Origin of the sequence: Facklamia sp. P12945 (assembly GCF_050409485.1) — a bacterium.
GTDB lineage: Bacteria > Bacillota > Bacilli > Lactobacillales > Aerococcaceae > Facklamia.
Genome location: NZ_JBNUPJ010000029.1, coordinates 1 through 12,957 on the forward strand (window position 1 = coordinate 1; position 12,957 = coordinate 12,957).

Sequence of the window (12,957 nt, forward strand, 5' to 3'; positions counted from 1 at the left end):
TTATCCCGCAAATTTTTAAAATTTCAGGACATTTTCATTTACGGTTGACATAATTTTTAGCACTTTTTTTCTTTTTTACGTGTATTTAAGCCTATAACTTATAAAAGGAGTTAATGATGACTCATATACTGTACTTTTATATTGGATCTTGTATAGCGAGTTTTGTTTACTATCTTTCTTATTCCATTATAAATAAAAGCTTTAGTTGGAAAGCACGATCTTCTTGTGATTATTGCCAGCACAAACTCTACTTTTGGCAGTTATTTCCTTTGTTTTCATATTTATTGCTGAAGGGGCATTGTTATTTTTGCTGTCGGAAAATAAGTGTCAATCACTTTTACTTTGAATTGTTTGGTGGACTCTGCTCTTTCTTCTTTTTTCTATTCACTGCTTTTTCTTTTTTTAATCTGATTTTATTACTTATCTTTCTATTCATGACCTTCATGGATATACTTGATCAGTGGGTTCCTGATTTTCTACAACTTTCTTTTTTGACGCTCGGATTACTCTATAATTATTCATATAATATTATTCCCTTTCAGTATTTTCTTATTTTCTGTCTTATCAGCTTTCTTCTTATAAGAACAGAACAGTATTGGATGGGAGGTGCCGATTTAAAATTCATCTGTATTTCTCTATTGTTTATTCCCCTAGGCTCTATTCCTTACTTTTTATTTTTAGCAGCTTCACTTGGACTTTTGTATTGTTATCTTTCTAAAAGTAAAATAATTCCATTTATCCCTTTTTTAATATTTTCTTTTATAACTAGTTATGTTTTGATATGATGCATTGTAAAATTTAATGCAACACGAGTAAAAATAAAACTCATAACAAATTTAATTCATGTAAAATGTCATTACTATAAAACATACACATGAAAGAGATTGTTATGAGCCTTATATATTACCACGGATGATAGAAGTAAGACTTTTCCCAAATACCTTCTCCTTTAAGACATTCTATAATTGGATATATAAGGAGACTTTATCCGTTTCCTTGCAGGTGTTAAGGAGAAAAGGTCACTCTAAAAAAAACGAAAGAAAGAAGAGAAAGATTTGATATCAACACTTCTGTTTAGAAAAGACCCAAAGTGGTGAAGAAGCGCACTGAATTTGGACACTGACAACTTGATATTCTAGTATCTTCTTGAGGAAAAAGCAAAGAATGTTTAGCTACTTTTGCAGAAAGGAAGACTCGTACCTATTTTGCGATAAAAACACCAGACAGAAGTAAACAATCTATGTTAGAAGCGCTTTATCAATTAACAAAATCCTTACCACAAGGAGCCTTTAAAACATTCACATCCGATAGAGGAAAAGAATTCGCTTGCTATGACGTAGTAGAGAGTAAGTTAGGGATAGGTTTTTACTTTGCCGATGCCTAGAGTGCATGGCAAAGAGGCACCAATGAAGGCAGCAATGGCTTGCTAAGGGAATTCTTTCCTAAGAAAACGGATTTCGCACAGCTAAAGGATCAAGACTTGTTTAAAGCTATCTATAAAGTAAACGCTAAACCAAGGAAATGTCTAGCGTTTGAAGCACCCTTTGAACGTTATATTGAGGAATTGAATTTGTTAACAGAAGTGTCGTAATAATTATTGCAATATATCATATAAAAATACCCTTCAATTATGAAAAACTCCCCCTAAAATAGTTTTACTTTTGGGGGAGCAGTTCAATAATTGAAGGGTTTAATCTATTTTGTTTATTTCATTTGCTGTGGTTCCTCTGTTATCTCAGTTGGCATAGGAATAGTATCTTGAGTGGTTTGGATTTCCAAATCACGGTAGCTGTTCATTCCAGTACCAGCTGGGATTAATTTACCAATAATGACGTTTTCTTTTAGACCAATTAAGTAGTCACGGTCTCCACGAATGGCCGCATCGGTCAAGACACGTGTTGTCTCTTGGAAGGAAGCAGCTGAGATAAATGATTTTGTCTCAAGAGCAGCTTTAGTAATTCCAAGTAAGACGGGTCGAGCCGTAGCTGGTGTTTCCCCACTTGTAATGGTGTCTTTATTAGCCTTAGCAAAGTCTGCGATATCCATTAAGGCCCCTGGTAAAATAGATGTAGAAGCAGGGTCCATTACACGAACTTTACGTAACATTTGACGAGCCATCACCTCAACGTGCTTATCACCAATTTCTACCCCTTGTCCACGATATACGGCTTGAACTTCGCGCATAATGTATTTTTGGACCGTTAAGACGTCAGTAACTGCTAATAATTCTTTGGGATCGATTGATCCTTCTGTTAAGGCTTGACCACGTTCTACACGATCGCCTTCATTGACTTTAAGGCGAGCAGCATAAGCCACTTTATAAGTGCGGTTATCCGTAACTCCTGTAACGGTAATTTCTTTCAACCGCTCGCTTGATTTTTCTTCAATCGAAGTAACAACTCCGGCAACTTCCGTAATGGTTGCTTGTCCTTTTGGAACACGCGCTTCAAAAATTTCTTGAATACGTGGTAAACCTTGAGTAATATCACCACCACCGGCAACCCCTCCCGTATGGAAGGTACGCATGGTTAACTGAGTACCAGGCTCACCGATAGATTGAGCAGCGATTGTACCTACTGCTTCTCCAACTTCTACTTCTGATCCAGTCGCTAAGTTGCGTCCATAGCAATGTTTACATACACCATGGTCAGTATTACATGTAAAGACTGAACGAATAGTTACAGCTTCAATACCTGCTTTAATAATTTCTGCAGCCTTCTCATCTGTAATCAATTCTTGAGCCTTAACAATTTCTTCTCCAGTTTCTGGATGAATGACTGATTTATGTGCATAACGTCCTTGTAAACGTTCTTCTAGGGACTCAATAACCGAATTACCATCGGCAATTTCACGAATTTCAACTCCACGGTCTGTTCCACAATCTTCCTCACGGATAATGACATCTTGAGCGACATCAACTAATCGACGTGTTAAATAACCTGAGTCAGCGGTCTTCAAGGCCGTATCGGTCATCCCTTTACGCGCTCCGTGAGTGGAGATAAACATTTCCATAACGTTTAAGCCTTCACGGAAGTTGGATGTAATTGGTAATTCGATGATTTTCCCAGAAGGAGCCGCCATATTCCCACGCATTCCGGCTAGCTGGGTAAAGTTAGAAATATTACCACGGGCACCAGAGTCAGACATCATAAAGATGGGGTTTAGACGTGGCAAGCTCTTTTGTAGATCCTTTTGAATCTGATCTTTGGCTTTTTCCCATGTACGAATAACATTTTCATAGCGCTCGTCTTCAGTTAGAAGTCCGCGTCGTCTCATTCGAGTAATCTCATCAACTTTGGCATGAGCTTTCTCTAAGATTTCTGCTTTACTATCTAAACTGAGAACATCCGCTACCCCTACGGTGATACCTGATTGCGTAGAATATTTATAACCCAAATCTTTCATCTTATCTAGCATAATTGATGTTTGAGTAATATGATAATGTTTAAAGACTTCAGCAATAATATTACCAAAATCTTTTTTCTTAAACGGTGACACAGGCTCCATCTGTTCAATAGCTTCTTTAACGTTTACACCTGGTTCCAAGAAGTACTTATCAGGTGTTTGTTGCGTTAGGTTCTCATTTGATGGCTCATTTAAATATGGGAATTCATCTGGCATGATTTCGTTAAAGAATAATTTACCAATAGTTGTAACCATTAAACGTTCTCTTTGCCAGTCAGTGAAAGTTTTATTAGTGAAAGACTTAGCAGGAATCGCTACACGGGTATGTAAATGCACATAGCCATTTTGATATGCAATCTCCGCTTCTGAAATGGAGCTTAGAATCATTCCTTCGCCCACACGTCCCGGTTCTTCAATTGTTAAATAATAATTACCAAGCACCATGTCCTGTGAAGGTGTTGCAACTGGCTTACCGTCCTTAGGACTTAGGATGTTTTGTGCACCTAACATTAACAGACGGGCTTCAGCTTGAGCTTCTTCAGATAACGGTACGTGAACTGCCATTTGATCCCCATCAAAGTCAGCGTTATAAGCGTTACATACTAATGGGTGTAGACGAATTGCTTTCCCTTCAATTAAAACCGGTTCAAAAGCTTGAATACCTAATCGGTGAAGAGTAGGTGCTCGGTTAAGTAGTACGGGGTGTTCCTTAATAACATCTTCAATAACAGGCCAAATCGCATCATGTTGAACTTCAATCATACGTTTAGCATTTTTTACGTTGCTAGCTATTTCGCGTTCTACTAATTCTTTCATTACGAACGGTTTAAATAGTTCGATGGCCATTTCTTTTGGTATTCCACATTGGTACATTTTTAAAGACGGTCCAACAACGATAACCGAACGACCAGAATAGTCCACACGTTTTCCTAAAAGATTTTGACGAAAACGTCCTTGTTTACCTTTAAGCATGTGAGAAAGAGATTTTAATGGACGATTACCAGGACCAGTAACAGCACGTCCACGACGACCATTATCAATCAAAGCATCTACTGCCTCTTGTAACATTCGTTTTTCGTTTTGCACAATAATATTTGGTGCACCTAAATCTAAAAGGCGTTTCAAACGATTGTTACGATTAATCACTCGACGGTAAAGATCATTTAAGTCAGAAGTTGCAAAGCGTCCTCCTTCCAACTGAACCATCGGTCTTAAATCAGGTGGTATAACTGGCAAAACATCCATAACCATCCATTCTGGTTTGTTTCCTGATTCTTGGAAAGAATCCAAGATATCTAAACGACGAATCGCTCGCGTTCTTTTTTGTCCAGTCAACGTTTTAAGCTCTTCTCGTAAACCACTGATCTCAGCATCTACATCAACTGCATGTAGGAGTTCTTTAATCGCTTCTGCACCCATTTTGGCATAAAAACGGTTGCCGAACTCACGTTTTTTCTCACGATACTCTGTCTCAGTGAGTAATGATTTATATTCTAGACCCGTATCGCCTGGATCAATAACTATGTAAGAAGCAAAATAAATCACTTCTTCTAATAGTCTCGGGCTCATGTCAAGGATCAAGCCGATACGGCTTGGAATCCCTTTGAAATACCACACATGAGTAACTGGGGCTGCTAATTCTATATGCCCCATTCTTTCACGACGAACTTTAGCGCGAGTCACTTCCACGCCACAACGGTCACATACGCGACCTTTATAGCGAACACGTTTTAACTTCCCACAAGAACATTCCCAATCCTTGGTAGGACCAAAAATACGCTCGCAAAAGAGTCCATCTTTTTCGGGTTTTAAAGTTCGATAGTTGATGGTTTCTGGTTTTTTGACTTCCCCATAAGACCATGAACGAATTTTTTCTGGGGATGCGAGACCGATTTTCATGGAATCAAATTTATTAACATCTATCAAGGGGCCGACCTCCTTCTTGATTTAAGCTGGTGTTTCCACCAATTAATGGAGTGCCTTTTCTCCAATGGCTCCAAGGCATTTAGACATTACTAGTCCTCTTTAGTTGTATCTCCACTAGTAATTGAGGCTGAACTTTCATTAGTTTCACTTGTTTGAACGACGCTCTTTTCTTCAGCGGCTTTTTGATCTTCTTTATACTTCTCAAGCGCATTAAAGTTAATTACATCATCTTCATCGTCATCATCCAATAGTTCAATTTCTTTATCTTCAGCATCCAAGACTTTCAAGTCCAATCCTAAAGCTTGTAGTTCTTTAACTAATACACGGAAGGATTCTGGTACACCAGGTTTGGGAATAGCTTCTCCTTTGACAATGGCTTCGTATGTCTTCACACGACCTACTACATCATCTGATTTATAAGTCAAGATTTCTTGTAAGGTATAAGCTGCACCATAGGCTTCTAAGGCCCAAACTTCCATCTCGCCAAAACGTTGTCCACCAAACTGTGCTTTACCTCCGAGCGGTTGTTGGGTTACTAATGAATATGGGCCCGTTGAGCGTGCATGCAGCTTGTCATCGACCATGTGTGCGAGTTTCAACATATACATGACACCGACTGAAACTTTTCGGTCAAATGGTTCTCCAGTACGACCGTCATATAGAGTTGTCTTAGCATCCGGTTCTAATCCGGCTTCTCTAACTGTTTCCCAAACCTCTTCTTCATTCGCCCCATCAAAGACAGGTGTAGCAAAATTAATGCCTAATTGACGTCCGGCCATTCCTAAATGTAATTCAAAGACCTGTCCAATATTCATCCTTGAAGGCACCCCTAATGGGTTTAACATAATATCAACTGGTGTCCCATCAGGCATAAATGGCATATCTTCTTCCGGCATGATTAAAGAGACAACCCCTTTATTTCCATGACGTCCAGCCATCTTGTCACCGACTTGAATTTTACGTTTTTGAACAATATAAACACGAACCAATTTATTCACTCCTGGTGAAAGCTCGTCGCCATTTTCACGAGTGAATACCTTAACATCGTGCACAATTCCACCACCACCATGGGGAACTCTTAAGGAAGTGTCACGAACTTCACGTGCTTTTTCACCAAAAATAGCGTGTAAGAGGCGTTCTTCTGCTGTCAATTCAGTCACACCTTTTGGTGTGACTTTTCCGACTAGAATATCTCCATCGCGTACTTCCGCACCGACCATAATAATTCCATCTTTATCTAAATATTTGAGGGATTCCTCACTAACATTAGGGATTTCGCGCGTAATTTCTTCTGGTCCTAACTTAGTATCACGTGATTCTGATTCATATTCTTCAATATGAATAGAGGTATAGACATCGTCTTTAACTAGACGTTCAGACATGATGATGGCATCCTCGTAGTTATAACCATCCCAAGTCATAAAGGCTACCAATGGGTTTTGACCTAAGGCCATTTCACCGTTTTCCATCGAAGATCCATCTGCTAAAATTTCATTAGCATCAACTTGATCTCCAACAACAACAATTGGACGTTGGTTGTAACATGTTCCCGCATTGGAACGTGCAAATTTAGTTAAGCGGTATTCATCAACGGAACCATCTTCTAATTGCACACGAATACGTTCAGCATCCACATAGGTTACCCGACCTGGACGTCGGCAAATCAATGCCGCACCCGAGTCGTGAGCAGCTTTATACTCAATACCTGTTCCGATAATCGGTGCTTTGGGACGAATTAAAGGAACTGCTTGACGTTGCATGTTAGCTCCCATTAAAGCACGGTTGGAGTCATCGTTTTCTAAGAAAGGAATCGATGCCGTTGCTACTGCAACTACCTGTTTTGGTGAAACATCCATAAAATCGACTGTGTTAGTTTTGACCTCTAAGTTTTGGTCTTTATAACGAGCCATAACCGTGTCATTTTCAAAAGTACCATCTTCATTTAAACGAGAGTTAGCTTGAGCAATGATGTATAAATCTTCTTCATCTGCTGATAAATACGCAATTTCTTCTGTAACGGTCTTGTTAGCCTTATCCACTTTACGATAAGGTGTTTCAATGAAACCATAACGGTTTATTTTTGCATATGAAGATAAGGAGTTAATTAATCCAATGTTTGGACCTTCTGGTGTTTCAATTGGACACATACGACCGTAGTGAGAGTAGTGAACGTCACGCACTTCATAACCAGCGCGATCACGTGTTAACCCTCCCGGTCCTAAAGCAGAAAGACGACGCTTGTGAGTCAATTCACCCAATGGATTGGTTTGATCCATAAATTGTGATAATTGAGAAGAGCCAAAGAACTCTTTAATAGCCGCTACAACTGGACGAATATTAATTAACTGTTGCGGTGTCATTGTTGAAATATCTTGTAAGGACATTCTTTCACGGACTACTCTTTCCATACGCGATAAGCCAATACGGAATTGATTTTGCAGTAATTCACCGACTGAACGAATACGACGGTTGCCCAAATGATCAATATCATCTGTTGAGCCTACTTGTTCATTTAATAATAAATAGTAGTTCATTGACGCGATAATATCTGCTGGGGTTAAGTGATGCACTCCTTCAAGATTAGCGTTACCGACAATATTAATCACACGGTCCGAATCAAGAGGGGAGTATACTTTGACCACTTGCAAGTCAATCGGTTCACCAATCACACCATCTGGTGAAGGAGTATAAGTATAAACATTCAAACCATTATCTAAGTAAGGGATTAAACGTTCAATATCTCCTGCAGAAAGTTCAGTTCCTTCTGTGAAGAGTACTTCACCTGTTTCTGGGTCTGCCAAAGTTTCTGCGAGTGTCATTCCTAAAAGACGGTGCTTTAAGTGGAGTTTTTTATTAATCTTATAACGTCCAACTGGCGCTAAATCATAACGTCTTGGATCAAAGAAACGAGCCGTTAATAAGTTACGTGAAGAATCTGCTGTCTTCGGCTCACCAGGACGTAGGCGTTCATAAATATCTTTCAAGGCTTCTTCAGCACGGGAGTCAGAAATGTTTTTATGGACATCTTTAGCTAAAGTGTCATTCAATAGGGTGGTTTCAGATAAGATTTCAACAATCTCGTCATCTTCGCCAAAACCAAGTGCACGAATTAAGGCTGTAATTGGCAATTTACGTGTCCGGTCAATTCTGACATAGGCAATTCCTTTAGCATCCGTTTCAAATTCTAGCCAAGCTCCTCGGTTAGGAATAACGGTTGAAGCAAAAGTATGTCTTGATTTTTTGTCTACTTTATCATGGAAGTAGACACCTGGAGAACGTACTAATTGTGAAACAATAACACGTTCTGCCCCATTAATGATGAAGGTTCCCATATCCGTCATAATTGGGAAATCGCCAAAGAATACTTCTTGTTCTTTTACTTCACCAGATTCCTTATTAACTAAGCGCAAATTAACATAGATTGGTTTAGAGTAGTTGGCATCGTGGGAACGAGCTTCCTCTACTGTATATTTAGCCTCTTGAAATGAGTAATCATGGAAATAAAGTTCTAAATTTTCTGTATGATCGACGATTGGCGAGATATCTTGGAACATGGTCTTTAATCCTTCTTCTAAAAACCATTGATAGGAATCGGTTTGGATTTCAATCAAGTTTGGTAATTCCAAAACCTCATCAATTCGTGCATAACTACGACGTTCTGCTTTTTTACCATATTTCACGATATGATGCTGACTCAAACAATTCACCCCTCTTTAATATTACGTAGCGAATGGTGATTCTTCTGGGCTTGCTTTAACTATCGACCGGCAGATTACAATATGTTTACAAATATTATAATTTGATAACAAAATGCTTTTTGTCCTTTTTAAGGGCAAAAAAAAGACAAAAGAATTGATTTTAATCGCCTAAGCTTCCTCAATCTTTTGTTTACTCTGCCAAAATCGCCGACCGGACAATATTTCGGTGCCATTTTGAATTCAATGTTCACGCTATGCGTTATTCAATATTACACTTATTTTTTATCAAAGTCAAGACTTTCTTTCTCAGACTTTAAAAGCAAAAGACCACTCGAATTAAATTAGCAAGTGGTCTTATAAATATAAAATCTTAAATTTCTTTTTCTAATAAAACTTTCGCATTATTGGTGTTGGTTAAGCCGACAAAGAGGTCGCTTTCTTCAATAATAAAGTCTGGATTGACGTTAATATCAAATCCTTCTTCAATACGAGACTTAATCGCAATCAAATTAATATCATAACGGCTTCTAAAATTTATTTCTTCAATCGTCTTCCCTATCCAATTCTTACGAGCGGTAAATTCAACAATGTGGCTCTGAGCGTCTAATTGAATTAAATCGAGTACCGAATCATTGGTCAGTTCATTACCAATCCGAATCCCCATATCTGTTTCGGGTAAAATAACGCGATCAACACCTAATTTCAAAAGCACTTCTTTATACTCTTCTTTGCGCGTTTTTGCGATAATGGTCGGTACTTCTAACTTTTGTAAAGATAATAAGGTAGTAATCGTATTATCAAACTTTGAAGAGGAGGCAATAATTGCCATTTGTGCTTCACCAACTCCGGCTTCTTTTAATACTTCATACTTGGTAAAGTCACCTTGTACAGCCACTTCCACCTTACTAGCAATAGCTTCAACTAGCTCCATATCGCGATCAATCACGATTACTTGCTTGTGGTTTTCCGCTAAAGTTTTGGCTAAGGATGTTCCGAATAATCCGAGACCTAAAACTGCTGTGATTTCTTTTTTCATGAAAGTTTCTCCCTTTCTATCCTATCATCAAGTTACCATGCGGGTATTTAATCTTTGATGGCTTTCTTCCCATACTCGCTGACCAAAAAATAGTTAACAACCCGATTCGACCAATAAACATCATAAAAATTAAAACGGTTTTACCAATACCAGTTAAATTAGGGGTTAAACCCATACTTAAACCAACTGTTGAAAAGCAAGAGACAACTTCTACTACTACATATTCGATGCCGAATCCTGGAGGAATTGTTTCTGTTATTAACAAGATCATGGTGACAAAGGTAATTAAGCTTAAGCCTGAAATTAAAATAAAGATGGCCTTCAAAATAGCTCCTTCAGGGATGGTACGCTTAAAGATAACCGATCCTCTACGACGAATAGCTGAAGAAGAAAAAATTAAAAGACTTGCTAAAGTAGTGGTCTTAACCCCACCCCCGGTGGATCCCGAAGAAGCGCCTAGAAACATTAAGACAATGGTTAAGAAAATGCCGGCAGATGATAAAGCGGTATAGTCCACATTCGAAAAGCCAGCGGTTCGTGGTGTCACCGCTAGAAAAAGATAGTTTACAAGTCTAATAAAGAAGGGTTGGTCCTTAAACAAAGGACTAGGTTGTTCAGTTAGAGCGAATAATACTGTTCCTAAAAGGAGTAAAATAGCCGTTGTAGTCAAAACTATTTTAGTATGCCACAATAATTTACGATTGCGATAAAAGGTTAGCAAATCTCGCCAAACAATGAAACCTAATCCACCAATGATAATCAAACCCATACAAGTTAGGAGAACTAAAGGATTGTCTTGGAAACCAATCATAGAATCTCCCAACAAATCAAAACCGGCATTACAAAAGGCGGACACACTATGAAAGATGGCATAATAAGTTCCTTTTAACCAGCCAAAGCGTGGAATAAAGTCAATTCCTAATAAAGCCGCCCCAATAATCTGTACAATCAAAGAGAATTGGATGATATAGCTCAAAAGATTTCTAACTTCAGAAATATCGGAGATATTTAAAGATTCAAGTAAAACTTTATGCAGTCTTAGATTTATTTGCTTGCCCATATAGATAAAAACGGTAACCCATAAGGTCATAAATCCAAGTCCACCAATTTCAATTAAAACTAGAATAATCGTTCGTCCAAAATAATTCCAATGGTCTGTAGTGTTAACTGTTACATTTCCCGTTACACAAACAGCTGAAACAGCTGTAAACCAAGCATCAATTAGCTTCGTCCATTCACCTGATCGACTAGCTAAAGGAGTGGCTAATAGTATTCCTCCAATAAAGGAAATCACGACAAACGTCAGCACAATATAAATAGGAGCTGAAATCTGAGTAACATAATTTTTAACTTTATCGAACAAATAAACGCTTCCCCTCTAATCAATAATGACTTTTTAAAACCAATGTGTTTAATCTTGAAACTACTTGATGGATTGTAAAATCCAATAGCCTTTAGAGCGATCGATTTCACTGACATTTCCAAATGTTTCTTCCATAAACTTTTTCATACTGGGTGCCCCTTGTTTTTTCTGGATAACCAGCCATAACTGTCCTTCCTCTTTTAGTGCTTGATAGGCTTGGGTCACAAATTGCTGAACAATAGTCTTACCAGCTCGAATAGGTGGATTAGTTAAAACATAATCATAAATTGGCTCGAAATTATGAGTGACAACATCTGCTTGTATAAAATCCAGATTTGTCACTCGATTCAATCGCATATTTTCCTTAGCTAATGCCAAGGCTCGCTGATTAACTTCCAAACCCAACACTTGAAGTGACTGCGATTGATCAGCAATGGCAACCGAAATTGGCCCATAACCTGAGCCTAACTCCAATAGTTGGCCGAAATTTATACTTTGATTAAGCTTTAAAAAATTTTCTATCAAGAGGCGCGAACCAAAGTCCACTCTACCTTTGGAAAAAACTCCCGCATCGGTAGAAAACTGATAACTTTGGTGAAAAAGCTGTGCTTCAATATAACGTTCATCATGACTGCTTTGTGGTTGCTGACTATAATAATGATCGGACATAAATACACCCCTTGCTTGAATCGATCTCATATATCTTAACATTATTGCTAAAAAAGTGATATAATTTAATTATTATCATGCTTAAGTAATTAAATATTTTCTATAAGAGTTAAACCATTACTAAGCTTTTTATAAAGGAAGTTTACAGTGAAATTATTAAATAAAAAATTGTTCCTACTAATGTCAGTCTGTTTCTTACTAACTGCTTGCCAACTAAATGATTCTAAAATAGACAAACAAGAAAATCCAATCACAAATCAAAAAAGCAAGATTGAAAAAAGCGACTACATTGGAGAAGATGGTCAAGTTTCTTTTAAGGAAGACCTTATTCTTTTAAACTTAGATAAAGAAACGAAAGAAAAAGTCTATAAAGAGCTAGACAAGATTGAAAAATATGCCGATGAAGTAAGTATCGCCCCTTTAAAGATGTCTAACCTTTCTAAAATAGAAGGTCAAACTGCTTATGAAGCAGTTATCGAAGATTCTAAAAATGAAGCCAAACTAATCTATGTAGGTTTTGATTCTTGTCCATATTGTCGTGTTTTTCTACCTAAGTTAAATCAATTAGCTAAAGAAATGAACCTAAATTATCATTATTATAATGCCGATGAGCGAATGGAGGATGATAATTTCCGTGATGTTGTCGATAATTTCTTTGAAATTTCCACGGTTCCCCAACTGCTCATTGTTAAAGATGGTAAAGTAGACAGTAAATTGGAAAACTCCAATTCAATGGCTGACTTAGAAAAATTCCTTCTAAAGCTTAATTAATTAAGCTATTTAAAAATCGCCCTCATCTAAATTGGGCTCTTTGTCAAATAGGGTTGATGAGTAGGTGAGGTAACCGACTGGTTACTTCA

General features: G+C 37.8%; 8 protein-coding genes. 3 read left to right on the forward strand and 5 right to left on the reverse strand.

Annotation, left to right across the window (positions count from 1 at the left end; genetic code table 11):
• Positions 1 to 116 precede the first annotated feature (116 nt).
• Positions 117 to 785, forward strand: coding sequence for a prepilin peptidase (locus ACQV2X_RS08055; RefSeq protein ID WP_428874499.1), 669 nt, complete (start codon positions 117 to 119; stop codon positions 783 to 785).
• 455 nt (positions 786 to 1,240) lie between these two features.
• Positions 1,241 to 1,384, forward strand: a complete 144-nt coding sequence (locus ACQV2X_RS08060; protein WP_428874500.1) for a hypothetical protein — start codon at positions 1,241 to 1,243, stop codon at positions 1,382 to 1,384.
• 320 nt (positions 1,385 to 1,704) lie between these two features.
• Here ACQV2X_RS08060 and rpoC read toward each other — a convergent pair whose 3' ends face one another.
• From rpoC to ACQV2X_RS08085, 5 genes are all read right to left on the reverse strand, one after another.
• On the reverse strand, positions 1,705 to 5,331 hold the full coding sequence (rpoC, locus tag ACQV2X_RS08065) for a DNA-directed RNA polymerase subunit beta' (RefSeq protein ID WP_428874501.1): 3,627 nt from the start codon (positions 5,329 to 5,331) through the stop codon (positions 1,705 to 1,707).
• Positions 5,332 to 5,420: 89 nt separating this feature from the next.
• Positions 5,421 to 9,029, reverse strand: a complete 3,609-nt coding sequence (gene rpoB / locus ACQV2X_RS08070) for a DNA-directed RNA polymerase subunit beta (RefSeq protein WP_428874502.1) — start codon at positions 9,027 to 9,029, stop codon at positions 5,421 to 5,423.
• Positions 9,030 to 9,399: 370 nt separating this feature from the next.
• Positions 9,400 to 10,065: a potassium channel family protein gene (locus tag ACQV2X_RS08075; RefSeq protein WP_428874503.1), complete on the reverse strand. Its 666-nt coding sequence runs from the start codon at positions 10,063 to 10,065 to the stop codon at positions 9,400 to 9,402.
• Between the two features lie 16 nt (positions 10,066 to 10,081).
• A complete protein-coding gene (locus tag ACQV2X_RS08080; protein WP_428874504.1) occupies positions 10,082 to 11,428 on the reverse strand; it encodes a TrkH family potassium uptake protein in 1,347 nt (448 codons plus the stop codon).
• 60 nt (positions 11,429 to 11,488) lie between these two features.
• Positions 11,489 to 12,097 carry a class I SAM-dependent methyltransferase gene (locus ACQV2X_RS08085; RefSeq protein WP_428874505.1) on the reverse strand — a complete coding sequence of 203 codons (609 nt, stop codon included), beginning with the start codon at positions 12,095 to 12,097 and terminating at the stop codon, positions 11,489 to 11,491.
• A 147-nt stretch (positions 12,098 to 12,244) separates the two neighbouring features.
• Here ACQV2X_RS08085 and ACQV2X_RS08090 point away from each other — a divergent pair, with 147 nt between their 5' ends.
• A complete protein-coding gene (locus tag ACQV2X_RS08090) occupies positions 12,245 to 12,868 on the forward strand; it encodes a thioredoxin family protein (protein WP_428874506.1) in 624 nt (207 codons plus the stop codon).
• The last annotated feature ends 89 nt before the right edge of the window (positions 12,869 to 12,957 follow it).